At 69.7% G+C, this 24,543-nt stretch carries 29 protein-coding genes; 15 read left to right on the top strand and 14 right to left on the bottom strand.

The window, feature by feature from the left end; genetic code table 11:
* Window positions 1–7: 7 nt before the first annotated feature.
* The gene (locus tag FB381_RS06555; protein WP_141779546.1) at window positions 8–379 is read right to left on the bottom strand and encodes a hypothetical protein; all 372 of its coding nucleotides are present in this window, start codon (window positions 377–379) and stop codon (window positions 8–10) included.
* 293 nt (window positions 380–672) lie between these two features.
* Between FB381_RS06555 and FB381_RS06550 the strand changes: the two genes are divergently transcribed.
* A complete protein-coding gene (locus FB381_RS06550; RefSeq protein WP_008362075.1) occupies window positions 673–927 on the top strand; it encodes a WhiB family transcriptional regulator in 255 nt (84 codons plus the stop codon).
* A gap of 93 nt (window positions 928–1,020) precedes the next feature.
* Here the strand turns inward: FB381_RS06550 and FB381_RS06545 are convergent, their stop codons facing one another.
* A complete protein-coding gene (locus FB381_RS06545; RefSeq protein ID WP_141779545.1) occupies window positions 1,021–2,514 on the bottom strand; it encodes a sensor histidine kinase in 1,494 nt (497 codons plus the stop codon).
* 83 nt (window positions 2,515–2,597) lie between these two features.
* Between FB381_RS06545 and FB381_RS06540 the strand changes: the two genes are divergently transcribed.
* The gene (locus FB381_RS06540; protein WP_141779544.1) at window positions 2,598–3,437 is read left to right on the top strand and encodes a DUF2785 domain-containing protein; all 840 of its coding nucleotides are present in this window, start codon (window positions 2,598–2,600) and stop codon (window positions 3,435–3,437) included.
* Between the two features lie 113 nt (window positions 3,438–3,550).
* Window positions 3,551–3,625 (top strand): 50S ribosomal protein bL37, encoded by a 75-nt coding sequence (locus tag FB381_RS24575; RefSeq protein WP_369797015.1) that lies wholly within the window; start codon window positions 3,551–3,553, stop codon window positions 3,623–3,625.
* Between the two features lie 82 nt (window positions 3,626–3,707).
* Here the strand turns inward: FB381_RS24575 and rsrA are convergent, their stop codons facing one another.
* The 6 genes from rsrA to FB381_RS06510 all read right to left on the bottom strand — a co-directional run bounded on the left by rsrA (window position 3,708) and on the right by FB381_RS06510 (window position 7,256).
* Complete coding sequence (gene rsrA / locus FB381_RS06535) at window positions 3,708–3,971, bottom strand: mycothiol system anti-sigma-R factor (RefSeq protein ID WP_141779543.1); 264 nt, start codon at window positions 3,969–3,971, stop codon at window positions 3,708–3,710.
* Window positions 3,968–4,705 carry a sigma-70 family RNA polymerase sigma factor gene (locus tag FB381_RS06530; RefSeq protein WP_141779542.1) on the bottom strand — a complete coding sequence of 246 codons (738 nt, stop codon included), beginning with the start codon at window positions 4,703–4,705 and terminating at the stop codon, window positions 3,968–3,970. Before FB381_RS06530 ends, rsrA begins: the two co-directional genes overlap by 4 nt.
* 90 nt (window positions 4,706–4,795) lie before the next feature.
* Window positions 4,796–5,041 carry a glycine zipper domain-containing protein gene (locus FB381_RS06525; RefSeq protein WP_141779541.1) on the bottom strand — a complete coding sequence of 82 codons (246 nt, stop codon included), beginning with the start codon at window positions 5,039–5,041 and terminating at the stop codon, window positions 4,796–4,798.
* 56 nt (window positions 5,042–5,097) lie between these two features.
* Window positions 5,098–5,736 (bottom strand): alpha/beta hydrolase family protein, encoded by a 639-nt coding sequence (locus tag FB381_RS06520; RefSeq protein WP_141779540.1) that lies wholly within the window; start codon window positions 5,734–5,736, stop codon window positions 5,098–5,100.
* 1 nt (window position 5,737) lies between these two features.
* Window positions 5,738–6,481 (bottom strand): SOS response-associated peptidase, encoded by a 744-nt coding sequence (locus FB381_RS06515; protein WP_141779539.1) that lies wholly within the window; start codon window positions 6,479–6,481, stop codon window positions 5,738–5,740.
* Window positions 6,482–6,536: 55 nt separating this feature from the next.
* A complete protein-coding gene (locus tag FB381_RS06510; protein WP_141779538.1) occupies window positions 6,537–7,256 on the bottom strand; it encodes a hypothetical protein in 720 nt (239 codons plus the stop codon).
* Between the two features lie 320 nt (window positions 7,257–7,576).
* Between FB381_RS06510 and FB381_RS06505 the strand changes: the two genes are divergently transcribed.
* The 8 genes from FB381_RS06505 (at window position 7,577) to FB381_RS06470 (ending at window position 17,750) form a co-directional block, all read left to right on the top strand.
* On the top strand, window positions 7,577–10,171 hold the full coding sequence (locus FB381_RS06505; RefSeq protein ID WP_170225077.1) for a sigma-70 family RNA polymerase sigma factor: 2,595 nt from the start codon (window positions 7,577–7,579) through the stop codon (window positions 10,169–10,171).
* 33 nt (window positions 10,172–10,204) lie between these two features.
* Window positions 10,205–11,518 carry a 3-phosphoshikimate 1-carboxyvinyltransferase gene (gene aroA / locus FB381_RS06500; protein WP_211352338.1) on the top strand — a complete coding sequence of 438 codons (1,314 nt, stop codon included), beginning with the start codon at window positions 10,205–10,207 and terminating at the stop codon, window positions 11,516–11,518.
* 7 nt (window positions 11,519–11,525) lie between these two features.
* Window positions 11,526–12,533, top strand: a complete 1,008-nt coding sequence (rsgA, locus tag FB381_RS06495) for a ribosome small subunit-dependent GTPase A (protein WP_141779536.1) — start codon at window positions 11,526–11,528, stop codon at window positions 12,531–12,533.
* 87 nt (window positions 12,534–12,620) lie between these two features.
* Window positions 12,621–13,493, top strand: coding sequence for an inositol monophosphatase family protein (locus FB381_RS06490; protein WP_141779535.1), 873 nt, complete (start codon window positions 12,621–12,623; stop codon window positions 13,491–13,493).
* 54 nt (window positions 13,494–13,547) lie between these two features.
* Window positions 13,548–13,982, top strand: coding sequence for a CBS domain-containing protein (locus FB381_RS06485; protein WP_141779534.1), 435 nt, complete (start codon window positions 13,548–13,550; stop codon window positions 13,980–13,982).
* A gap of 63 nt (window positions 13,983–14,045) precedes the next feature.
* Window positions 14,046–14,750: a response regulator transcription factor gene (locus tag FB381_RS06480; RefSeq protein WP_246087989.1), complete on the top strand. Its 705-nt coding sequence runs from the start codon at window positions 14,046–14,048 to the stop codon at window positions 14,748–14,750.
* Complete coding sequence (locus tag FB381_RS06475; protein ID WP_141779533.1) at window positions 14,747–17,371, top strand: DUF4153 domain-containing protein; 2,625 nt, start codon at window positions 14,747–14,749, stop codon at window positions 17,369–17,371. Before FB381_RS06480 ends, FB381_RS06475 begins: the two co-directional genes overlap by 4 nt.
* 4 nt (window positions 17,372–17,375) lie before the next feature.
* The gene (locus FB381_RS06470) at window positions 17,376–17,750 is read left to right on the top strand and encodes an FKBP-type peptidyl-prolyl cis-trans isomerase (protein WP_211352337.1); all 375 of its coding nucleotides are present in this window, start codon (window positions 17,376–17,378) and stop codon (window positions 17,748–17,750) included.
* A gap of 63 nt (window positions 17,751–17,813) precedes the next feature.
* Here the strand turns inward: FB381_RS06470 and FB381_RS06465 are convergent, their stop codons facing one another.
* The gene (locus tag FB381_RS06465; protein ID WP_246088303.1) at window positions 17,814–18,020 is read right to left on the bottom strand and encodes an RNA-binding S4 domain-containing protein; all 207 of its coding nucleotides are present in this window, start codon (window positions 18,018–18,020) and stop codon (window positions 17,814–17,816) included.
* A gap of 200 nt (window positions 18,021–18,220) precedes the next feature.
* Window positions 18,221–19,492, bottom strand: a complete 1,272-nt coding sequence (locus tag FB381_RS06460; protein WP_141779530.1) for a DUF445 domain-containing protein — start codon at window positions 19,490–19,492, stop codon at window positions 18,221–18,223.
* 134 nt (window positions 19,493–19,626) lie between these two features.
* Here FB381_RS06460 and FB381_RS06455 point away from each other — a divergent pair, with 134 nt between their 5' ends.
* From FB381_RS06455 to FB381_RS06445, 3 genes are all read left to right on the top strand, one after another.
* Complete coding sequence (locus FB381_RS06455) at window positions 19,627–20,028, top strand: FAD synthase family protein (protein ID WP_141779529.1); 402 nt, start codon at window positions 19,627–19,629, stop codon at window positions 20,026–20,028.
* 199 nt (window positions 20,029–20,227) lie between these two features.
* Window positions 20,228–20,527, top strand: coding sequence for a hypothetical protein (locus tag FB381_RS06450; protein ID WP_141779528.1), 300 nt, complete (start codon window positions 20,228–20,230; stop codon window positions 20,525–20,527).
* Window positions 20,528–20,621: 94 nt separating this feature from the next.
* Entirely contained in the window at window positions 20,622–21,932 is a 1,311-nt protein-coding gene (locus tag FB381_RS06445) for an aspartate aminotransferase family protein (protein ID WP_141779527.1), read from the top strand.
* Between the two features lie 22 nt (window positions 21,933–21,954).
* Here FB381_RS06445 and FB381_RS23845 read toward each other — a convergent pair whose 3' ends face one another.
* The gene (locus tag FB381_RS23845) at window positions 21,955–22,140 is read right to left on the bottom strand and encodes a hypothetical protein (protein WP_170225076.1); all 186 of its coding nucleotides are present in this window, start codon (window positions 22,138–22,140) and stop codon (window positions 21,955–21,957) included.
* A gap of 79 nt (window positions 22,141–22,219) precedes the next feature.
* Between FB381_RS23845 and FB381_RS06435 the strand changes: the two genes are divergently transcribed.
* Complete coding sequence (locus tag FB381_RS06435) at window positions 22,220–23,470, top strand: D-arabinono-1,4-lactone oxidase (protein ID WP_141779525.1); 1,251 nt, start codon at window positions 22,220–22,222, stop codon at window positions 23,468–23,470.
* An 11-nt stretch (window positions 23,471–23,481) separates the two neighbouring features.
* Here FB381_RS06435 and FB381_RS06430 read toward each other — a convergent pair whose 3' ends face one another.
* From FB381_RS06430 to FB381_RS23840, 3 genes are all read right to left on the bottom strand, one after another.
* Window positions 23,482–23,790, bottom strand: a complete 309-nt coding sequence (locus tag FB381_RS06430; protein ID WP_141779524.1) for a chorismate mutase — start codon at window positions 23,788–23,790, stop codon at window positions 23,482–23,484.
* 43 nt (window positions 23,791–23,833) lie between these two features.
* Window positions 23,834–24,202: a thioredoxin gene (trxA, locus tag FB381_RS06425; RefSeq protein ID WP_141779523.1), complete on the bottom strand. Its 369-nt coding sequence runs from the start codon at window positions 24,200–24,202 to the stop codon at window positions 23,834–23,836.
* A 111-nt stretch (window positions 24,203–24,313) separates the two neighbouring features.
* Window positions 24,314–24,457, bottom strand: a complete 144-nt coding sequence (locus FB381_RS23840) for a hypothetical protein (RefSeq protein ID WP_170225075.1) — start codon at window positions 24,455–24,457, stop codon at window positions 24,314–24,316.
* Between the last annotated feature and the right edge of the window lie 86 nt (window positions 24,458–24,543).

The raw sequence follows: 24,543 nt of genomic DNA, 5'->3' as shown, positions 1-24,543 counted from the left end.
GGCGATGTCAGCTCTCCTCGAGCGCGGCGATGCTCGGCGGCGCGAAGATGCCGACGAGAGCGACGATCGCGACCAGCGCCAGCCCACCGGCCAGGGCGAGGTCGGCACGGAGGTTCCAGGCAAGGCCGAGCACGATGAGCTGCACGAGCACGAGCGGTGCGCGCGACCACGAGTCGAGGCGCCACAGCGTGTAGGTGCACCAGCCGATCCCCGCGGCGCAGAGCAGGAAGAAGATGCCGCCCGCGATCGCGGTGGTCAGCGACGCCGCGCCGGGGATGCGTACGAACTCCAAGATCGCCCAGGCCAGCATGGCGACGGCCTCGAGGCCGGCGGCGACGAGGGTGAGCAGAAGGGTCCAGGGCCGGCGCTGCGCGATCACCTTCGTAGGCTAGAACCTGGCGTCCGGCTCAGAAAATCGCGAGAGCATACACCACGGAAAATCCCGGTAACTCACCGCGTTACCGATTTGTCTAGCCACAAGCAGACTGAGTGTTACGGTTCGGTGACGAAGCAGACACTGGTTAGGGGTTGTCTCGGCGTCCATTTCTTGGAACGCTAGGGACAGTACGCACGTGAAGACATTCACAACATCCCCATCCACGTGCTCATTCGCAAGGTCTCGCACCACCAGGGCCTTGCCCATCCTACGTCAGAAAGAGGGTCTGCCCAGCCATGGATTGGCGCCACCGTTCGGCTTGTCTCGATGAAGACCCGGAACTGTTCTTCCCCATCGGAAACACCGGTCCGGCCATCTTGCAGATCGAGGAAGCCAAGCAGGTCTGCCGGCGTTGCGACGTCCGGGAGCAGTGTTTGCAGTGGGCTCTTGAAGCCGGTCAGGATCACGGCGTCTGGGGCGGACTGAGCGAAGACGAGCGTCGCGCGCTGAAGCGCCGCAACGCCCGCTCGCGTGTTCGCACCGCCGTCTGACCAGCCCGACCGCGTTCCTCTGCGAGTCCCCCACCCGCAGAGTCCGCACAAGGCTCACCACGAACCCGTGAGGGTTCACCACAGGTACAAGAACTAGAGATTCAACGGCAGCTCGACCGCAGCTCTCGCCCCATCGCCATCTGGCCGGGGCCCCAACGAGAGCCGGCCACCGAGCTCGCCTTCGACGAGAGTCTTGACGATCGACAGCCCCAGGTTCGTCGAGGTGTCGAGGCTGAACCCGTCGGGTAGTCCACGGCCATCGTCCTCGATGGTCACCTGGAGATGCCCGGCGGGTTGCTGTCGTACGGACATCGTGATCTTGCCGGCGTCCGGGGTGTCCCGGCCGCCGGTGTCGCGGTAGCCGTGCTCGACGGCGTTCTGCAGCAGCTCGGTGATCACCATCGCCATCGGCGTGGCCACCTCCGAGGGCAGCGCGCCGAACGAGCCTTCGCGGCGCATCCGCACCGGCACGCCGATCGAGGTGACCTCCCCGACCATGGAGGCCAGCCGATCGGCGATCTCGTCGAACTCGACGGTCTCCTCGACGGCCTGCTGGGAGAGGGTCTCGTGCACCAGCGCGATCGATCCGACCCGGCGTACGGCCTCGTTCAGCGCATCTTGGGCCACACCCGAGTCGACCCGGCGAGACTGCATCCTGAGCAGCGCGGCCACGGTTTGTAGGTTGTTCTTCACCCGATGGTGGATCTCGCGGATCGTCGCGTCCTTGGTGACGAGCTCGCGATCACGCCGACGCAGGTCGGTGACGTCGCGCAGCAGCACCAGCGCGCCGATCGCCTCACCCCGCGGTCGCAGCGGGATGGAGCGCATGATGATCGCGATCCCACCGGTGTCGATCTCGGTGTCGCGGTGCGCCCGACCACCGAGCACGGCGCTCAGCGTCTCCTCGTCGGGGCGCTTGCGCGGCGGCACCAGCGCGCGCGTCATCCCGGCCAGCGACTGGCCGGCGAGGTCGCCGGAGAGCCCCAGGCGCCGGAAGACGGAGAGTGCGTTGGGGCTGGCGTAGTCGACGACACCGTCGGCGTCGACGCGCACGAACCCGTCACCGACCCGAGGAGTGTCGGCGTGGTCGCTGCGCTGACCGGCCGCCGGGAAGTAGCCGTTGGCGACCATCTGGGTCAGGTCGTTGGCGGTCTGCAGGTAGGACAGCTCGAGTTTGGAGGGGGTGCGCACGCCGAGCAGGTTGGTGTTGCGGCTCAGGACGCCGATGATGCGGCCGGAGCGGCGTACGGGGATGGTCTCGACACGCACCGGGAGGTCGTCGCGCCACTCCGGGTCACCCTCCCGCACCAGCCTGCCGACATCCACCGCGTCGTCGAGAGTCGCGTGGCGGCCCTTCGGCACGAACATGCCGACGATGTCGTCGACGTAGGCCGTCGGACCGGTGGTGGGACGCATCTGCCCGGCCGCCCAGAACCCGTTGCCCGACTTGTCGGGCAACCACAGCACGAGGTCGGCGAAGGAGAGGTCGGCCAGGATCTGCCAGTCGGCCATCAGCAGCTGAAGCCAGCCGACATCCTCGCTGACGAGGTCGGTGTGGCTCTGGGCAAGCTCACTCAGGGTGGGCACGCCGCCAGCGTAGATGTAGACCAAGGTATGGCATTGCGCGGGTCGGATATCCACGCGCTGGCGGGTTTGGCAGGATGTTCCCCATGTCGGAGGCGTACTGGCGAGAGGTTCACTCGACCGGTCTGGCCGTACCCACCGACCGGCCGCTCGGAGACCTCACCATCGAGCTCACCAGGATGCTCGGTGACCCCGATCCAGACGTACGCAGCGGCCTGGCCGTGCCCACCCTGTCGGCGTGGATCCAGCGCGGTGTCTATGACGACCTGCTCGCCGGTCTGGGCGACGGGATGGCGGCCGGTCTCGTCGTCGGGCTCGGCGACTCCGGCAACAACGGGGTCTTCCGCCGTGCCTCCTCCGTCGAGGCGCTGGCCCAGTGCATCGACCGCGACAACGCCCGCTCGCTGGTGCCGGCGGGCAAGGTGCTCGAGTGGGGCGACCGGATCGCCACCTGGCTGCTGCGGGAGCGTGACCTGCGCGCGTTCGTCCCCGAGCGTGGCTGGGCGCACGCGGTCGCTCGCGGAGCCGATGCCCTGGGCATCCTGGCGGCCTCGGTGCACCTCGGCAAGCCCGAGCTGACGGTGATCCTCGACGTCGTCGCCGACCGGGTGCTCGCCCGGGGCGACACCATCTACACCCACGGCGAGGCCGACCGGCTGGCGGCCGCGACCATCTCGGTGCTGCGCCGCAACCTCGTGCCGCTCAACATCATGGAGCCGTGGATCAACCGGATCGTCACCGTCGCCACCAGCACCCCGGAGACGCCCGACCGCGACCCCTTCCTGGTGACCGGCAACGCCGAGACCTTCCTGCGCGCACTCTACGTGCAGCTCGCGCTCAGCAACGACACCCCGCAGATCCGCGGCGACCTGCTGCTCGTCGTCGTCTCGGCGCTCAAGCGCTCCAACAGCGCCTTCGTGGGTTGATCACCGGCCCGAGGAGCCGGCCGAGGGCGGGGTGAATTTCACGTCTCCGCCCCGCATTTGAGACACTGTCGCGAGGCCCCTCGGGGTCACGTACCCCAATGGAGGAGAACATCATGGGCAAGACCGGCCGCAAGCGGCGCGCTCGCCGCAAGAAGGGCGCGAACCACGGCAAGCGCCCCAACGCCTGACGCGCTGTCGACAGACGCGAAAAGAGCCCCAGCCGATTCGGCTGGGGCTCTCGTCGTCTGTGACCAGGCAGGAACGCCGTCGTCAGGACTCCGTGCGGAGCGCCTGGATCTGCACCATGATCTTCGAGCGAAGCTCACCCGGGGCGACCTCGGCGCAGGAGCGCGCCACGACCGCCTTGACGATGCGCTGCTGGTCGTAGGTCTCCAGGCACGGGGTGCAGCTCTGCAGGTGCAGCTTGACCGCGGCGACGTCGGTCGCACCGAGCTCGTTGTCGATCAGGAAGACGATCTGCTCGAGGAAGTCGGCGCACTCGGTGGCGGAGGCCTCGTGCTCGTGGGAACTCATGACGCACCTCCACGAGCGACCGTGAGGTCGTTGGTGCGCACATAGTCGGAGAGAAGGTCGCGCAGCTGGCGTCGGCCGCGGTGAAGGCGCGACATGACGGTGCCGATCGGGGTTTCCATGATGTCGGCGATCTCCTTGTAGGCGAATCCCTCGACGTCGGCGAGGTAGACGGCGAGCCGGAACTCCTCGGGAAGACGCTGCAGCGCGTCCTTCACCTGAGAGTCGGGCAGGTGCTCGAGCGCCTGCATCTCGGCCGACTTCAAGCCGGTCGAGCTGTGGGACTCGGCACGAGCCAGCTGCCAGTCCTCGACGTCCTCGGACATCGACTGCTGCGGCTGACGCTGCTTCTTCCGGTAAGTGTTGATGAAGGTGTTGGTCAGGATGCGGTAGAGCCAGGCCTTGAGGTTGGTGCCGGGCTTGAACTGGTGGAAGGAGGAGTACGCCTTGGCGAACGTCTCCTGCACGAGATCTTCCGCATCCGACGGGTTGCGGGTCATCCGCATCGCGGCAGAGTAGAGCTGGTCGAGGAAGGGGAGAGCGTCCCGCTCGAAGCGCAGCGCGCGCTCCTCGGGTGTCTCGGTCGCCAGGTCGACGACCTCAGGGGCCCCCGCCTCGGCTGCCTCGGAGTCGAGGTAGTTGTTGTTGTCGCTCATCACGTCCCAGGGTACGCGGGTGAGCATGGGTGCGCTCATCGGCGACGCGTACGCCGCAGGGCGCTCGAGCAGGGTGATCATGTTTTTCAGAACGCCACGACGGTGCCCATGCATTCCCGGCGATGACCGCCACCCACTCAGGGCTCGTCCGGTCGCACCGCGAGAGGAGCTTCAGCCGGCGTCGGTGGAGCTTGGCGGGGGCGGAGGATCGTCACTGCCACCGGACGACGCAGTCAGCATCGCGAACACGGGGACGAACGCGGCACCGAACGAGATGCCCAGGGGGATGTTGTGGAACATCACGCCGAAGACGATGCCGAACGCTGCGCCGACGCCGATCCCCGCACCCCAGTTCCAGCGACGCGCGGTGGGCTCAGCACCGTCGCCCTGCTTCTCGGAGCCGTTGTTGTTCCCCATGTCTTCCAGGCTAGGAGCCGGCCTTCTGCGTGGCCTCCCTCTTTGGTAGGAGATTTCTAGGCGATGACCTCGCGCACCAGCCACTCCAACGTCGACTCGACCAGGATGGCGTCGGCATCGGACTGGCTGACCGGGCCGCGCTTGCCGACGACCAACGAGTGGTCGGCGCCGGGGATCGGGGTGACCTCGACGCTGTCGGGGAACTCCTCGGGCGTGCCGAACCTGTCGCGGGTGCCCTGCAGCACCAGCGTCGGCACCTTGGCGTCGAGCAGCTCGTGGGCACGCGAGTTCTGCGGCTTGCTCGGCGGGTGCAGCGGGAAGGCCAGGCACAGCGCACCGGCGGCACCGAGACCGCGCGCGGTGCGCACCGCCGAACGGGCGCCGGCCGAACGGCCACCGACCACCAGCGGAGTGCGCACCCGCATCCAGTTGGCGGCGGTGGTCAGCGCCGCGTCGAGCGACTTGGGTGGCGTGGCCACCGGCTTGCCCTTGACCCGCCAGGGCTGCTCGAAGCGCACCACGGTGATCCCCTGACCCGGCAGCGCGTCGTTGAGCGCCATCAGGTCGTGGGTGTCGATGCCGTTGCCGGCTCCGTGGGAGAGCAGCAGGGTCGCCTGCGGCCGCCGCGCACGCCGGGTGAACAGCCGCCCTGGTCCGTAGGGCGTCTCGATCATCTGCGTGGTGGTTCCGCCCATGTCAGCCCCAGGCCTCCTCGAGCGGAAGCGGCTCGATGAGCTCACGCCCGTTGTTGCGTACGTTGCTCACCAGCGTGGACACCGGGAACGCCTCCAGTCGCCCGGGCGCCGCCGGGGTCAGCAGGCCAACGTCGCCCGGGCCGGCCGGGTCGAGCCACTGGTCCCAGCGCTCACGTTCGACCATCAGCGGCATCCGGTCGTGGATGCGTCCGAGCGCGTCTTCGGCCTCGGTGGTGATCACGGTGCACGACCACAGCCAGCGGGTGGGGTCGTCCTCGTCCTTCGCAGGGTCGGGCCACAGCTCGTAGAGCCCGGCCATCGCCAGCACTCCCCCGTCCTTCGGGGTGATGAAGTAGGGCTGTTTGCGAGCCCGTCCCTTCTGGTCTACCGCATCGGTGGCGTACCACTCGAAGTAGCCGTCGGCAGGAAGGAGGCAACGGCGCTTGGCGAAGGCCCTGCGATAGGCGGGCTTCTCGGCGACCGTCTCCATCCGGGCGTTGATCATCCGGTTGCCGATCTTGGCGTCCTTCGCCCACGACGGCACCAGCCCCCACCGTACGGCGCGGAGCTGGCGCTCCCCCGCCGGCTGCTCGTCGCGCGGCGGACGCTCCAGGACGGCGTAGACATCGTTGGTCGGGGCCACGTTGTAGCTCTCGGTCAACGGCTCCTGGAGGCGCAGCTCATCGATCTCGAACTCCTCCGCCAGCTCGTCGGGCTGGCGGCTCGACGCGTATCGACCGCACATACGTTCACCTTATCGCCGCCGCGCGACGGCGTCGGGCGATCGAGGTAGCGGCCAGCTACGCTCCGCGGGCGAGCTCGTCGAGCAGGAAGCCCGCGGACCGGTCGTTCTCGGGGAGGCCCTCGATCCAGATCCGGTCGGCGCCGTGATCGACCATCTTCTTCAGCAGCGCGAGGCGTCTGGCCAGCATCTCGTCACGTGGGGCGACCACGATCATCCGCCTGCGGCCGATCTGCCCGACGGCGGCCGCACCGGCGAAGACGGTGCGGGCCGTCTGGCCGAGCAGCGACATCCGGCGTGCGGCGGCGATACCGTCGGTCGGCCCGCCCGACGTGCCGGGGACGTGGGCGTCGGTGACGACCAGCGCATGGCTCGCCCAGCGGGCTTCGCGGTAGAGGTCCGAGATGCGTTCGCGGACGTGCGCGAGGGTCGCGAGGCCGGTCAGTGGATCGGCACAGGAGATGGTGTGGAGATAACCGAGCGTGGTTTCGCTCCACGCGACGGAGAGCGCGTGCACCTCGGAGAAGGCCGGGTCACGGTCTTCGACCGTCCGAGTCGTCGTACGCAGGTCCTCCAGGCTCTCGCCGAGCGCTGCCCCGCTCTCGGCGAGGTCGTGGCCGGCCACCCAGCACGCCTCGGCGACGTAACCGCTGCGATCCGCCAGGGCCTCGGCGACCGCCTCGAACCGGGGCGGGAGCGCTGCCCGCTGCTCATCGGTGAGGGGCACCGCGAGCGGGACAGAGGTGTGCCCACGCCACGCCCGGGAGAACAGCCGCACAGCACACCCCTTTCTCATCATGATTCGGGTCTTGCCACAATTTTTCCGGTCGCGGATCGTCGTGGATCCTCGCGGATCGTCACAGATACAGTCATCGGCGCGCCGACTCGCGCGTCCCCGCATAGACTTGACGCACTCGATCGGCAACCATGACGGGAAAGCGACCCGCAATCTGGGGTAATTTCTGGGCGCTTCAAAAACTTGTTGTCATATCCATTGAAGGGGCGTGACGTGCCGACTACCGCTGTCGTTGGCTCGACGTGCGCCACCGTGTGGCGCGATCCGCGTCATGTCTTTGTCCGTCTACCGTCTCTGGTGCTGTGAGCGATCCGAACCCCACCTCTGTCTCCACTCTCGACGCCCCTGGCGACGCAGAGCTGATCACCGCCGTCCGCGCCGGTGACCTCGAGGCGTACGGCACGCTGTTCGAGCGCCACGTCGACGCCGCGCGGCGCCTCGCCCGCCAGCTGATGTCGCCGGGTGACGCCGACGACCTGGTCTCCGAGGCGTTCGCCAAGGTGCTGGGCGTGCTGCAGCGGGGTGGCGGCCCCGACCTGGCCTTCCGGGCCTACCTGCTGACGTCGGTGCGCCGGCTCCACGTCGACAAGATCCGCGCCGCCTCGAAGCTGACCACCACCGACGACCTGACCCCGTTCGACCCGGGTGTGCCGTTCGAGGACACCGCCGTGTCGGGCTTCGACAACCAGGCGGCCGCGAAGGCGTTCCAGCAGCTCCCGGAGCGCTGGCAGCAGGTGCTGTGGCACACCGAGGTCGAGGGCCAGAAGCCGGCCGAGATCGCCGCGATGCTCGGCATGTCGGCCAACTCGGTCTCGGCGCTCGCCTACCGCGCACGAGAGGGCCTCAAGCAGGCCTTCATCTCGATGCACGCCCAAGACATCGGCGAGGAGGCCTGCGCCACCACCCGCGCCAACCTGGGCGCCTACATCCGCAACGGTCTCTCCAAGCGCGACGCGAAGAAGGTCGACGACCACCTGCAGGACTGCCGCCCGTGCACCGCGATCTACCTCGAGCTCACCGAGGTCAACTCCGGGATGGGTGCTTGGCTCGCTCCGGCCCTGCTCGGCGCCGCCGGCGCCGGCTACCTCGCCGTGGGCGGTGGGGCCGCCGCGAAGGGCGGCATCCTGCTCTTCCTCGGCCGGGCCAGGGACTGGGTCCTGGGCGATCCGGTGGGGCGTACGGTCGCGGGTGGTGCTGGTGTCGCGGCGGCTGCCGCCGTGGTCGCCGGCCTCGTCCTCACCGGCGGTGACCCGGCCCCGAAGACGCCTACCGCCGACAAGCCGCCCGCCGACGCGCCGGCCGACCCGGCTCCCGCCGACCCCGCACCGCCCGCGGCTCCGCCGGCCGCTCCCCCGGCTGCACCGCCCGCGGCTCCGCCCGCCGACAAGCCGGCAGACCAGCCGCCTCCGCCGGCCGACGCGGCCCCCGCGAAGGCGCAGCAGGCTCCGGTCATCACCACCCCGATCCCCGACATCCAGGGTCAGCCCGGCGGGAAGACGGTCATCGATCTGACCCAGGGCGCGCGCGACGCCAACGGCGACCCGCTCTCGGTCAAGGAGGCCAGCGTCGCCTCCCCTGCCCACGGCACCGTCACCAAGGGCGGCACCGCCCCCTCGGGCGGCAAGGGTGGCGGCGTCAGCGGCGCGGTCCTCGGCGGCCTACGGATGGCCGGCGACCGCGTCACGACGGTGACCTACCAGCCCGACCGCGGCTGGCGTGGCACCGACACGATCACCTACGTGCTCACCGACGGCAAGGGCGGCGACGTCTCCGGCTCGGTGAAGGTCACGACCCCCAACGCCGACCCGAGGGCCGCCGCCGACAGCGCGACGCTGAAGCGCACTCCCGGCAACGGCAACGGCCAGGGCAACAACGGCCAGGGCAACGGCAACCAGGGCAGCTCGGCGAGCGGCACCATCGACGTCCTCGCCAACGACACCGACGACAACGACGACGCCCTCACGATCGCCAAGATCACCAAGGGGCCCGCACACGGCACCGTCTCCGTCACCGGCGGCAAGGTCGCCTACACGATGAAGGGCGGCTACGAGGGCGCCAGCGACACCTTCAGCTACCAGATCTCCGATGGTCACGGCGGCACCGACGAGGCTGTGGTGACGGTGCGGTTCAACGACGTGAAGCAGAGCGACGCGAGCGTCGACCTCGCCCACACGCACACTCCCGGACCGGGAGGCCACTGGTTCTGGGGCCAGATCCGGCCCGAGCACGAGGACGTCAGCGTCGACGTGACCGGCCTTCCCGAGCCCGCCGAAGACACCTCCACGGTGCTCAAGATCAAGATCACCGGGGTGCGTTCGCCCTACGTCGGACGCTGGTGGGCCTGCGACCAGTTCGCCGCTCCTCCGGTGCCGTCAGCCGATGGCAGCGTGACCCACGAGTGCACCCTGACCGCCGACGGCGAGGCCGCTCACTTCACCTTCGTGCCGGAGCCGGGTGAGAGGTGGAGCTTCACGGCCAGCGTCGAGCCGGTGGGCTACGAAGACACCGACACCTCCGACAACAGCGAGGTCGCGGCAGGCGCCGCCGAACCGGAGCCCACCCCGACGCCGGCCCCGACTCCGACGCTCACGCCGCTTCCCACTCCGACGCTGAGCCCGTTCCCCACCCCGACCCCGCGGCCGACGCCCGACCTGCCGACGCCGTCGACGAGCTCGGGCGTGCCGGATCCGTCCGGTTCGCCGTCGCTGCCCAGCCCGTCCGGCAGCCCCTCCGCCACTCCCTCGGGCAGCGCGAGCGCGACGGTCTCGCCCGTGCCGAGCGGCAGCGCCGACCCGAGCAAGCCTCCCCTGCCGGAGAAGTCCGAGAAGGCCGAGCACAGGACCATGTCGAGCGGGTTGACCTGGAAGGGCTTCCTCTCGGCGATCGGCATCGGCTGATCGAGCGTCGCGGCGCGGGCTTAGGATCGTGGCGTGACTACGACGACCGACCGTGCCACCGACATCGCCGACCCCTGGCCGGCACCTCGAGCCCACGGACCGGTCACCGCGACGGTGTCGTTGCCCGGGAGCAAGTCGCTCACCAACCGGGCGCTGGTGCTGGCATCCATCGCCGATGGTCCCAGCGTCGTACGCCGCGCTCTGCGCTCGCGCGACACGGCACTGATGGCGGCAGCGCTGACGTCGTTGGGCTCGCAGGTCGACACCTCCGGCGACGACTGGGTCGTCACGCCGGGCCCCTTCGACGGTGACGCCGAGATCGACTGCGGGCTGGCCGGCACGGTGATGCGCTTCGTACCTCCCGTCGCCGCCCTCTCCACCGGCAAGGTCGCCTTCGACGGCGACGAGCACATGCGCAACCGGCCGATCGGTGAGGTGCTCGAGGCGCTGCGCGGCCTCGGCGCGATCATCGAGGGTGAGGCTCTCCCGTTCACGATTCACGGGCACGGCGCCATCGAGGGCGGCACCGTGGTGGTCGACGCCTCAGCCTCGAGCCAGTTCATCAGCGCGCTGCTGCTGGCGGGCGCACGCTACGAGAAGGGCGTGGACATCCGCCACGACGGCAAGCCAGTGCCGTCCCTGCCTCACATCGACATGACCGTCGCGATGCTCCGCGAGAACGGCGTCACCGTCGACGACTCGGACGCCAACCGGTGGACGGTGGCGCCGGGACCGATCAAGGCGCTCGACCGCACCATCGAGCCCGACCTGTCCAACGCGGCACCGTTCCTGGCGCTCGCCGCCGTCTCGGGCGGCACCGTGACGGTGCGCGACTGGCCACGCGCGACCGACCAGCCGGGCGACGCGCTCCGCGAGATCCTCTCGCTGATGGGCTGCGAGGTCTCGCTCGGTGACGAGGGCCTGAGCGTGACCGGGCCCGCCCGCCTGCAGGGGGTCGACCTCGACCTGCACGACCTCGGCGAGCTCACCCCCGCGCTGGCCGCCCTGTGCGCACTCGCGGAGACGCCGTCGCACCTGACCGGCATCGGCCACATCCGTGGCCACGAGACCGACCGCCTCGCCGCGCTGGCGCGGGAGCTCGGTGCGCTCGGTGCCGACGTCACCGAGCTTCCCGACGGGCTGACGATCCGCCCCGCGACGCTCCACGGCGGGATCTTCCACACCTACGCCGACCACCGGATGGCTCACGCCGGCGTCATCCTCGGCGCCGCGGTGGACGGCGTGCTGGTCGAGAACGTGCAGACCACCAGCAAGACCTTCACCGACTTCGCGCCCTTCTGGGCCCGACTGTTCGCCTCGGGCTCAGCCTCGACCAGCGCCTTCTGAGCACCTGATGGCGAAGGCACAACGCCGGTTCGGCACCGAGGACATCGAGCACTACGACCGTCCGAGACGACGGACGAGGCCGCGTACGAAGGATCGGCCCAGCTACGACGACGCCGACCTCGGCCGGGTGATCACCGTCGACCGGGGGCGGTTCACGCTGGTCATGGACGATGCCCCCGAGGTCGAGGTGTGGGCCGTCAAGGCACGGCCGTTGGGTCGCAAGGGCGTCGTCGTGGGCGACCGGGTGAAGGTGGTCGGCGACACCTCGGGGGCCGACGGCGCCCTGGCGCGCATCGTCGAGCTCGAGCCGCGCACGACGGTGCTGCGGCGTACGGCCGATGACGACGACCCCGTCGAGCGGGTCGTGGTCGCCAACGCCGACCAGCTGGTGATCGTGACCGCGATCGCCGACCCCGAGCCACGCACCGGCTTCATCGACCGTGCGCTCGTGGCGGCCTACGAGGCCGGCATCGAGCCTCTGCTGTGCATCACCAAGGCCGACCTGGCCGACCCGGAGTCGCTGGTCTCGACCTACCGGTCGCTCGGTGTGCCGTGGATCGTGACGCAGCGCGGTGGCGACATCAGCGAGCTCCGTCGCCTGCTCGACGGGAAGACGTCGGTGCTGCTGGGCCACAGCGGCGTCGGCAAGTCGACGCTGGTCAACGCGATCGTGCCCGACGCCGACCGCGAGATCGGCCACGTCAACGCCGTCACCGGCCGCGGCCGGCACACCTCCACCTCCGCGTTGATGCTGCCGCTTCCGTCGGGATGGATCGTCGACACCCCGGGGATCCGTACGTTCGGGCTGGCCCACGTCGAGCCCGAGAAGCTCATCCTCACCTTCCCCGACCTCGGGGAGGCGACGGCCGAGTGTCCGCGCGGCTGCACCCACGCCGCCGGTGAGCCCGAGTGCGGTCTGGACGCCGCGGTCGAGGCCGGCCGGCTCGATCCCGACCGGGTCACCTCGTTCCGCCGGCTGCTCGAGGCACGATCGGCGCCGGCCTACACGCTGTGACCCGGATACCGGGCCCGGTGTTTTCGTGGGCAAGCGGTTACCTGGGCCTGTCTCGCCGCGGCGCGGATGCCACTACAGTGAGCCCTTGTGGCGAGCACTCCTGACTTCAACGACGACCTCCGGCTGGCGCATCTGCTGGCCGACGATGCCGACTCCTTGTCGCAGTCACGGTTCAAGGCGCTCGACCTGCACGTCATGACCAAGCCCGATCTCACCCCGGTCTCCGACGCCGACAAGGCCGTCGAGGAGTCGATCCGCCGCACCCTCTCCCGCGCCCGCACCCGCGACGCGATCACCGGCGAGGAGTCGGGCTCCTCCGGCTCCTCGAGCCGGCGCTGGATCGTCGACCCGATCGACGGCACCAAGAACTTCGTGCGTGGTGTGCCCGTCTGGGCGACCCTGATCGCGCTCGCTGTCGACGACGAGGTCGTGATGTCGGTGGTCTCCGCGCCCCAGCTCGGGCGGCGCTGGTGGGCGGCGAAGGACCAGGGCGCCCACACCGGCAAGTCGCTGATGAAGTCGACCCGCTGCCAGGTCTCCGACGTACGCCGCCTGGAGGACGCCTCGCTGTCCTACTCCTCGCTGCACGGCTGGGAGGAGCGCGAGCGGCTCGAGGACTTCCTGGCGCTGATGCGCAGCTGCTGGCGCACCCGGGCCTACTCCGACTTCTGGTCCTACATGCTCGTCGCCGAGGGCGCGGTCGACATCGCCGTGGAGCCCGAGCTCGAGGTCTACGACATGGCCGCGCTCGACATCATCGTGCGCGAGGCCGGCGGGTCCTTCACGTCGCTGGCCGGCGATCCCGGCCCGTGGGGCGGCAACGCGCTGGCCACCAACGGCCACCTGCACGACGCCGCTCTCTCCTTCCTCGGCGGCCTCCCCGACGGCAGCAACGACGCCGACTGGCCGGCCGCGCAGCCCGGATCGGTCACCGCGTTCCGCCGTCCGGGAAACGAGTAGCCCCGCAGCTCGCGACACTGGCGTGGCGTGAGTCACAGCCGCTACCGTTGGTTCATGAAGATCGCGGACGTCATCACTCGCAAGGCGATCGCAGAAGTCGTGACGATCGCATCAACCGCAACCGTACGTGACCTGCTCGGCGTGCTCGCCGAGCACAGCATCGGAGCCTGCGTCGTCAGCGGCGACGGCACCAGCGTCGACGGCATCGTCTCCGAGCGTGACGTGGTCCGTCGCCTCCACGACAACGACGCGCTGCTCTCCGCGGCGGTCTCCTCGATCATGACCGCCACCGTCGAGACCTGCGACCCCGAGGCCACCATCGACGACATCCTCGGCATCATGACCACGCACCGGATCCGGCACATGCCGGTCGTCTCCGCCGACGGCAGCCTGGTCGGCATCGTCAGCATCGGCGACCTGGTCAAGCACCGCATCGACCAGCTCGCCTTCGAGCGCGACCAGCTCGAGGCGTACGTCCACCAGACCTGACCTTCACAGGACCTGCACAACTTCTGCAGCCTTTCCGGCGGCTCGGGCTTCTAGCCTGAGCATGTGCCAGAACATGTGACCGCGCCGCGCCGGCTCGTCCTCGTCGTCGAGGACGAGCCGGTCATCAACCAAGCCGTCTCCGACCGTCTCGAGGCGGAGGGCTACGACGTCGTCCGAGCGTGGGACGGGCCGGGCGCGGTCACGTCCTTCGAGGAGACCTCGCCCGACCTGGTCGTGCTCGACGTGATGCTGCCGGGCTACGACGGCCTCGAGGTGTGTCGACGGATCCAGGCCGTACGCCCCGTGCCGGTGCTGATGCTCACCGCACGCGTCGACGAGGCCGACGTGCTGGTCGGCCTCGGTGTCGGCGCCGACGACTACCTGACCAAGCCGTTCCGGGCACGTGAGCTGGTGGCGCGGGTCAACGCGCTCCTGCGACGGGTCGAGCGGGCCGCCGAGCTGGCGGCGGCGCCGCGGCGTACGGCCGAGATCGGTGGCCTGCGGATGGACCCGGCAGCGCGCCGGGTCTGGGTCGACGGTGAGGAGGTCAGGCTGACCCCGACCGAGTTCGACCTGCTGGTCTGCCTCGCCGCCGACCCGGGCGCCGTGGTGACCCGCGAGCGGTTGCTCGCCGAGGTCTGGGGCTGGGCCGACGCCTCCGGCACCCGCACCGTCGACAGCCACGTCAAGGGGCTGCGCGCCAAGATCGGCTCGGCGCGCGTGCGCACCGTGCACGGCGTCGGCTACGCCCTGGAGGCCGGGTCATGACGCCGCTGGAGCGGGTCTCGTCGATCAAGGTCAAGCTCGGGCTGCTGGTCGCCGCGAGCGCACTGGTGGCGGCTGTCGTGGCCTCCGTCGGGCGCCTCGCAGGCGTATCGCCGTGGATGTCGATCCCCGTCACGATCGGGATCGCCCTCGCCGTCACCCAGCTGCTGGCGGCGGGGATGACCTCGCCGCTGCGGCAGATGACGCTCGCGGCTCGGCGGATGGCCCGGGGCGACTACTCCGTCTCGGTGCCGGCCGGCGGCGCCGACGAGGTCGGCCAGCTCGGCCGCGCGTTCAACACCATGGCCAGCGACCTCGGCGCGGTCGACCGCCAGCGCCGCGACCTGGTCGCCAACGTCTCCCACGAGCTGCGTACGCCGCTCGCGGCCCTCACCGTCGTGCTGGAGAACCTCGTCGACGGCGTCGGCTCGGAGCCGGCCGCGCTGCAGACCGCGCTGGGCCAAGCCGAGCGGCTGAGCCGACTCGTCGAGGACCTGCTCGACCTGGCTCGGGTCGACGCCGGCAAGGCGCCGCTGAGCACCTCGTCGGTCGACCTCGGACAGCTGCTGGAGACATGTGTCGCGGAGGTGCGGGCCGACGCCCGTGAGGTCACCTACGAGATCGAGGCGCCCGCCGAGCTCGTCGTCGACGCCGACCCCGACCGGCTCAGCCAGCTCGTCGTCAACCTGCTCGACAACGCTGCGAGGCACAGCCCTCGTGGTGGCGCGGTCACGGTGCGCGCGGGCGCCGACGGCGAGCGCTACCACCTCGAGGTGCTCGACTCCGGGCCCGGCATCGCGGCCGCCGACCGCGCTCGCGTCTTCGAGCCGTTCGGCACCCTCAGCGCCTCCGCCGACGACGGTGGCGGTGGCACCGGCCTCGGGCTCGCCATCGCCCGCTGGGTCACCGACCTGCACGGCGGCACCATCGCCTTCCTCGACCCGCTCGCCGGGTCGGCCGGCGCCCGGGTGCGCGTCGATCTTCCGCTGCGGCCACCCGCGCGTCCCGTTCTCACTCCGCTCACCCCCAACCACGAGGAGCATGCGATGCCCACTCCCCCGGCGGCCGAACCCGCCCGTCCCACCGAGCCCGATCTGGCAGAGACATCCGGCCCGAGTCCGGCGAACCCGACACCTTCGGTGCTCGACGACATCTTCGGCACCTACTGGCCCGACACCGGGGTCGGCGGACGGTTCGGTCTGTTCGTCGGCGCCGTCGTCGCCGGTCTGCTCGGCGGGCTGCTGATCCCCGACCGCAACGCGGGCCTCGGCACGGTCATCGTGCTGCTGGCCGCCGGCGCCGTCGTGATGCTCGCCGGCAAGCAGGTCTCGCGACGACCGTCGGGGTTCCAGATGGTCTGCTACGTGCTGTTCGCGCTGCTCTCCTCGGTCGCTGTCTTCCGCGACGCGGAATGGATCGTCGCGCTGTGCCTGGTCACCGCGATCGCCGTGCTGCTGTGCGCCTCCACCGGCGCGAAGACGCTGCTCGGCATCATGCTGACCGGGATCTCGTGGCCGTTGGCCGGGCTGCGCGGCATCCCCTGGGTGGGGCGCACCCTGACCAGCGTGTCGGGCAACGGTCACGGCGCCGCGGTCGCTCGCACCACCGTGCTCTCGCTGCTCGGCCTGGTGATCTTCGGACTCCTGTTCACCACGGCCGACGCGATGCTGGGCAGCTGGGTCGACCGGTTCGTGCCCGACGTACGCCCCGACACCTTCGCCGCGCGGATCTTCATGACCGTCTTCGTCTTCGGCGTCGTGCTCGGCGCGGCGTACCTCGCGGTCAACCCGCCCCGGATCGACCGCAGCGAGCGTGCGTCGCAGCCCGTCGCCAACCGCTACGAGTGGTTGGCCCCCGTCGGGGTCGTCGTCGCCGTCTTCGCCGCCTTCCTCATCGCCCAGGCGACCGCGGTCTTCGGCGGCGAGGACCACCTGCGGGCCACGACCGGGCTCACCTATGCCGAATACGTCCACCAGGGCTTCGGCCAGCTCACGGTGGCGACCGCGCTCACGTTGCTCGTGATCTGGGCAGCCGCTCGCAAGGCACCGGTGGAGACCGTGGCCGACCGACTGTGGCTGCGCATCGCGCTCGGGCTGCTGGCCGCGGAGGCCCTGGTGGTCGTCGGCTCGGCGCTGTACCGGATGCATCTCTACCAGGAGGCGTACGGCTTCACCCAGCTCCGTCTTCTCGTCGACGTCTTCGAGGCGTGGCTGGGTCTGCTGGTGATCGCCGGGCTGGTCGCCGCGGTGGCTCGTGGCATCGCCGGCGGCGCCTGGCTCGGCCGGTTCGCGCTGGTCAGCGGGGCCATCGCCCTGATCGGGATCGCCGCGATCAACCCCGACGCCTGGACCGCCGAGCACAACATCGCGCGTTATGAGGAGACCGGAAAGATCGACACGGTCTACCTGCGCGGTCTCTCCGACGATGCCGTGCCCGCGCTGAAGAAGCTCCCGGCCGACCTGCGCCGATGCGTGCTCGCGCCCGACGAGCGCACGGGCGACTGGCTGGAGTGGAACCTCGGTCGCGAGCGCGCCGACGGCATGACCCCGACCTACGACCCGCCGATCGGCTCCGAGGCCGACCCGGCCGCGGTGTGCCCCAGCGAGAATCGATACGTAGACTGAAATCATGAGCCAGAAGCCAGAGATCGACTTCGTCGACCCGACCCCGCCCACCGACCTCGTCATCAAGGACATCACCGTCGGTGACGGCGAGGAGGCCACCGAGCGCGACCGCGTCTCGGTCCACTACGTCGGCGTCGCCCTGTCCACCGGCGAGGAGTTCGACGCCTCCTACAACCGCGGCGAGCCGCTCGACTTCCGCGTCGGCATCGGCCAGGTCATCGAGGGCTGGGACAAGGGCATCCTCGGCATGAAGGTCGGCGGCCGCCGCCAGCTCGTCATCCCGCCCCACCTGGGCTACGGCGACCGCGGCGCGGGCGCCGTCATCAAGCCCGGCGAGACCCTCGTCTTCCTCTGCGACCTGGTCAAGGTCGAGAAGTAGGACAGCTCGTACGCAGCGAGGCGGTGACCCTTCGGGGTCACCGCCTCGCTCTGTTTCTGCTGACTACCAGGGCACGTCGAAGTCGGCCTCGTCGGAGACCCGAGCCGCCTGGCCGGCGTACTCCACGACGTCGCCGAGCCGGAGCTGACGACCGCGACGCAGCTCGACCTCGCCGTTGACCAGCACCTCGCCGGCCGTGATCGCCGGCCGCGCCTCGGAGCCGGTCTCGACCAGGTTGGCCAGCTTCAGGAACTGGCCGAGCCGGATGATCTCGTCGGTGATCGGGACGTCGAAGGGCTCACTCACGCCGCCATCCTCCCCCGCCCCGCCGACCGGTGACAATCTCAGCCGAGAAGTCACTCCTGCAGGTCGAAGCGTCACCGCGGTGACGCTTCGACCTGCGGGGGTGACTTCTCGACCTGCGGGGGTGACTTCTCGGCCTGCGGGGGTGACTTCTCGACCGACGCAGGTCAGGTGACGAGCACGGAGACGGTGTGGATGATCACGCCGACGAGGCCACCGACGATGGTGCCGTTGATGCGAATGAACTGCAGGTCGCGGCCGACGAAGAGCTCGATGCGGCTGGCGGCCTGCTTGCCGTCCCAGCGCTGGATGGTGTGGGTGATGACGGTGGTGGCCTCTTTGCCGTAGCGCCGCACGACATAGACGGCGACGTCGGAGGCGAGCGCGTCGTAGCGGCGCTGGAGGGACTCCTCGAGCACGACCTTCTGGGCGTAGCGGACGACCTCGTCGAGAGCCCGGCGGCGCACGACGCCCTCGGGGTCGCTGAGCGACTTGGTGAGCGCACGGCGCAGCGCGTCCCAGATCGAGATGGCGGTGTCGATGACGCCGGGGTGGTCCAGCACCCGCTCCTTGAGCCGCTCGGCGCGCTCCATGGTCGCCTCGTCGTGCTGCAGGTTGTCGGCGAGGTCGGCGAGCATGGCGTCGATCGCCTTGCGTGCGCGGTGGTCGGGGTCGTCGCGGATGTCGGCGATCCAGCGCACCAGCTCGACGTGGATGCGGTTGGTCACCGGCTCGCGCAGCGCCTGCGGCGTCCACCACGGAGCTCGCTCACCGAGCACGTCGGTGACGATCTCCTGGTTGTCCTCGAGCCAGCCGTGCAGCTCGACGAGCGCGAGGTCGACGAGCCCGTGGTGCACCTCGTCGTCGAGCGCCGCCTGCAGCGTGCCGCCGAGGAGAGGCGCGATCTGCTCCTCACGGAAACGGGGCACGAACCCGTCCTGGATGATCTCGATGATGTGGCGGTTGCTGATCCGGGACAGACCGTCGGCCACCACTGTGGAGACCTCGTCGACGACCCGTTTGGCGTTGGGCTCCTCGGAGAGCCACAGCGCCAGCCGCAGCGACGGCATCGCGACACCGAGCCGCTCGCGGATGATGTCTTCCTGCAGGAAGTTGTCCTGGACGAACTCCTCCAGGCTGGCCCCCAGCTCGTCCTTCCGCTTCGGGATCAGAGCGGTGTGGGGCACCGGCAGCCCCATCGGATGACGGAACAGCGCGGTCACCGCGAACCAGTCGGCCATCGCACCGACCATGGACGCCTCGGCGCCGGCGTTCACGAACCCCCAGAACCCCTCCATGCGCAGCGTCAGCAGGTAGACGACGGCTGCCACGACGAGGAGGCCCGTGGCGACGATGCGCATGCGCCGCAGTGCCTGGCGGCGTACGACGTCGGCCTCGGTCTCGACCATCAGGCCGCCCGCGCTCCCTGGGGCACTCATGCTCCCAATTGTGCCGGGTCGTCCCATGCGCCGCTCACCGACGCGCTCACCGAAGCCCGCGGTCGGAGACAAAGGGACGGATTGTGGAACGCCGGTTGAACAAAAGATGTCAGGACATGGCAGCATTACCCCTCATGTCTTTCCCCCGTACCGTCGTGACCTTCGGCACCTTCGACGTCTTCCACGTCGGACACCTGCGAATCGTCCAGCGTGCGGCCGAGTACGGCGACCGGCTGGTGGTCGGAGTCTCGGCCGACGCCCTCAACTTCAAGAAGAAGAGCCGCTACCCCGTCTTCAGCGAGGACGAGCGGATGGCGATCATCTCCGCACTCAAGCCCGTCGACGAGGTCTTCCTCGAGGAGAGCCTCGAGCTCAAGCGCGAGTACCTGCTCAAGCACAAGGCCGACGTGCTGCTCATGGGTGACGACTGGGAAGGGCGCTTCGACGAGTTCAAGGACATCTGCGAGGTCGTCTACCTGCCGCGCACCCCGGCGATCTCGACCACCGCGCTGATCGAGAAGATCTCCAACACCTGAGTTTCTAATACCTATCGGCTACCCACGGGTTGGCCAACAGGTGGGTTACAAAGCGACCAAGGCCATGACGGATCCCTTCCGCCGGTCGTTGGGGTGGGTGAGAGTGCCTCCGGGAGGCACACGTCCACCGAGGAGATACATGTCGTCGCACCACTCGAGCGGTGTGGGGTCGCACCTGTTCGATTCGTCGAGGAGCGCGATGTCGCTGACCACCGCCGCCAAGGTGGAGGTCCTCGGCGTCCTCGTCAGGGCGGGCCGCGAGGCCCGCGCCCCGCTCTCACCGAGCGACTGCCACACCGTGGTCGAGACCAGCGCCCACCTGGCAGAGATCGCCCCCACGCTCCCCGAGACCACCTCGGGCGAGCGGGCCCGCGCGACCCGCGCGGCGATGGAGCTGTTCCTCTCCCACGACTGCCCCCAGATCGCGCCCGAGCTCCGCGACGAGCTCGCCAGCGCCGTCGAGCACGTCGTCGTGCGGCATCCGTCCAGCGCCTCCTAGGCATCGCCACCCAGTCATCGCGACCTATGCGTCGTCACTTGGTCATAGAGTGGGCGAACCAGCTCAACCTTCGTCTACGACCCCAGGGGCAGCCTTGACCGAGTCCGCTTCAGCCCTCGACGCGCGCGCCTACGATCTCGACCGCGCCCATGTCTTCCACTCCTGGTCCGCCCAGGCAGCACTGAAACCGCTGGTCATCGCGGGCGGCAAGGGATCGCGCGTGTGGGATCACTCCGGGCGTACGTATCTGGACTTCTCCTCCCAGATGGTCAACACCAACATCGGCCACCAGCACCCGAAGGTCGTCGAGGCGATCAAGAGGCAGGCCGACACCCTGACCACGATCGCGCCGGCCACCGCCAACCTCGCCCGCGGCGAGGCGGCCGAACGGATCACCGACGTCGCTCCGGTCGGCTTCAACAAGGTCTTCTTCACCAACGCGGGCGCCGACGCGGTCGAGAACGCGATCCGGATGGCCCGCCTCCACACCGGTCGCGACAAGGTGCTCTCGACCTATCGCTCCTACCACGGCAACACCGGTGCGGCGATCGTCGCGACCGGCGACCCACGGCGGTTCTCGAACGAGTACGCCCGCGGCCACGTGCACTTCTTCGGGCCCTACCTCTACCGCACCGAGTTCTGGGCGACCACGCCCGAGCAGGAGGCCGAGCGCGCGCTCCACCATCTGCGGCGAGTCATCGAGGCCGAGGGCCCCGACTCGATCGCGGCGATCCTGGTCGAGACCGTTCCCGGCACCGTCGGAGTGCTGATGCCGCCTCCGGGCTACCTCCCCGGCGTCAGGGCGCTGGCCGACGAGTTCGGCATCGTGCTGATCCTCGACGAGGTGATGGCCGGCTTCGGCCGCACCGGCGAGTGGCTCGCTCTCGACGCCTACGACGTCGTGCCCGACCTGATCACCTTCGCCAAGGGGTCCAACTCCGGCTACGTGCCGGCCGGCGGCGTGATCATCTCCGACCCGGTCGCGGCCACCTTCGACGACCGGGTCTTCCCCGGCGGGCTCACCTACTCCGGGCACCCGTTGGCGATGGCCTCGATCGTCGCGACCATCGAGGCGATGAACGAAGAAGGCATCGTCGACAACGCCGCGACCATCGGCAGCGACCACATCGCGCCCGGCCTCGCCGCGCTGGCCGAGAAGCACTCCGTGGTCGGCGAGGTGCGCGGCACCGGCGTCTTCTGGGCGCTGGAGCTGGTCGCCGACCGCGAGACGCGTGAGCCGCTCCCGGCCGAGACGATGGCGAAGGTCAAGTCGGAGCTCGTCGCCCGCAACCTGATTCCGTTCACGGCCGGCAACCGCATCCATGTGGTGCCGCCGTGCATCATCACCCCCGACGAGGTCGCCGAGGCGATGTCGATCTACGACGACGTGCTCGGCTCGCTCTGAGCGACTTCAGGCGAGCGATGCCTCAGCGGTCGTAGTCGTCGGCGCCGGTCGCGTCGAGCGTCTGCTCGACGAAGTCGGCCTCGTCGACGTCGTCGGGCATCGGGTCGAGCCTCTCCTCGGTGTCGAGCGGCGCCTCGTCGTCGACGGCCTCCACCTCGACGTCGGTCGCCTGCTCCTCGAGGTCGGCCTCTGCTGCGTACTCGCTCATCTGCCCCTCCTTCGATCGACGTTCTCGAACTCCAGTAGACCATCCGCGACAAGCCCGTGCGATGGCTACGATCCCTCCTATGCCTCACGAGACGGCCGCCCATCAGCCCAGCGGGTCCACGTGGGCCCGCAGCTATGCCTACACCGCACGCGAGCTGGTGCGGCCACGCTCGGTCGAGGACGTACGCGACCTGGTGCTGCGCGAACCGCGACTGCGCGCCCTGGGGTCGAGGCACTCGTTCACCGACCTCGCCGACACCCCCGGCGTGCTGGTCTCCCTCGACGAGATGGGCGAGGAGCCGACGCTGGCCGGCGACATCGTCAGGGTGCCCGGTGGGATGCGCTACGGCGCGATCGCGAGCTGGCTGCACGAGAGGGGACGCGCGCTGGCCAACCTCGCCTCGCTCCCCCACATCTCCATCGCCGGGGCAGTCGCGACCGGCACCCACGGGTCAGGGCTGCGCAACGGTTCGCTGGCCACGTCGGTGACGGCCCTGGAGCTCGTCGACGGCCACGGCTCCCTGGTGCGGTTGGAGGCCGGCGCGGCCGACTTCGCCGGCGCGGTGGTCGGCCTCGGCGCGCTCGGGATCGTGACGCATCTCGAGCTGCGGACCGAGCCGACGTTTCAGGTCACCCAGACGGTGCACGAAGGTCTTTCCTATCCTGACCTGCACGAACACCTCGTGGAGATTCTCAGCGCGGCCTACTCGGTCTCGATCTTCACCCGGTGGACCGACGAGCCTGACGGGTCGGTCGCCAAGGTCTGGCAGAAGTCACGTACGACGCCGGCAGAGATCCCCGGCACGGAGCCGGCGACCCGCGCCCACCACGTCATTCCCGGCCTCGACCCGGCGCCCTGCACCGACCAGCTCGGCGTCGCCGGGCCCTGGCACGAGCGGCTGCCCCACTTCAGGCCCGACTTCGAGCCGAGCGTCGGCTCCGAGCTGCAGAGCGAGTATCTGGTGCCGATCGAGCAGGCCCAGGAGGCGGTGAGCGCGGTCCGGTCGATGGGCGACCGCGTCGCGCCGCTGCTGCTCGTCTGCGAGATCCGCGCGATCGCTGCCGACGACCTGTGGCTCTCCCCCGCCTACGGCACCGACACCGTCGGGCTGCACTTCACCTGGAAGCCCGACCTCACCGGCGTACGGGCGATACTCACCGACCTGGAGCGGCGGCTGCCGTCGGGCACCCGGCCGCACTGGGGCAAGGTCTTCACCAGCACCGACCTGGGGTCGAGATATCCGCGCTGGGACGACTTCAAGGATCTCGTCGCCCGCTTCGACCCCGACCGCGGCTTCTGGAACGGCTGGCTCACCCGCGTGCTGGGCTGAACGGTCGGGGTTCAGTCCTCCACGAACTGCCGGTGGTTGCGGATCACCTCGGCGATGATCACGTTGAGGATCTTCTCGGCGAACTCGGGATCGAGGCCGGCGTCGTCGGAGAGCCGCCGGAGCCGCTCGATCTGGACCGACTCGCGATTGGGATCGGCAGGTGGGAAGCCTGCGTGCGCCTTGAGCCGGCCCACCTGCTCGGTGCACTTGAAGCGCTCGGCGAGGAGGTGGACGAGAGCGGCGTCGAGGTTGTCGATGCTGCCTCGCAGGCGCAGGAGCTCGGCGTGGGCGGCACTCTCTGGACTCTCTGGTTCGGTCACAACGCTATCCAACCTGATGCCGGCCCCGGCGCACCAACGAGTCTTACTCGCCGGACTGCTGCGCGTCCTGCTCGGCCAGCGCCTTGTCGACGTCGAGCTCGACGACGGCGTCGATGACCTGCTTCAGCGCGGGTGCGGGGAGCGCACCGGGCTGGGAGAAGACGAGGTTGCCCTTCTTGAAGGCCATCAACGTCGGGATCGAGGTGATGCTGGCGGCACCGGCGAGCGCCTGCTCGGCTTCGGTGTCGACCTTGCCGAAGACGATCTCGGGGTGCTCCTCGGAGGCGGCATCGTAGATCGGGCTGAACTGGCGGCACGGGCCGCACCAGGACGCCCAGAAGTCGACGAGGACGATCTCGTTGTCGGTGACGGTGCTCTCGAAGTTCTCTGCGCCGAGCTCGACGGTGGGCATTGCGGTCTCACTTCCGATCTGGAGTCGCGTGCGCGCCGGACCGGCGGGCACGTACGTCTCAACGCACGTGCCGCGCCAACGATTCCCCCGCGTCGCCGACGGGAGAATCTCTCAGTGGAGACGCTTGGCCTTCGGCCCGATCTGCCGCTCGATGCGGCTACGGGGCTGCCCGGTCAGCTTCGCCACGAGCGGCACCCGGAAGACGTATCCACCGACGGCCGCCGCGATGACCAGCAAGATGATCAAGAATGTCATGCACCGAGCCTACGTCGCCCCTGCACATCCGGCCTCAGGATTCACCCCGACCCGACCCCCACGTCTGCAAGGTCGAAGCGTCACGT

Source organism: Nocardioides albertanoniae (assembly GCF_006716315.1).
Taxonomy (GTDB): Bacteria; Actinomycetota; Actinomycetes; order Propionibacteriales; family Nocardioidaceae; genus Nocardioides; species Nocardioides albertanoniae.
This window is presented reverse-complemented; position numbering and strand designations above follow the sequence as displayed.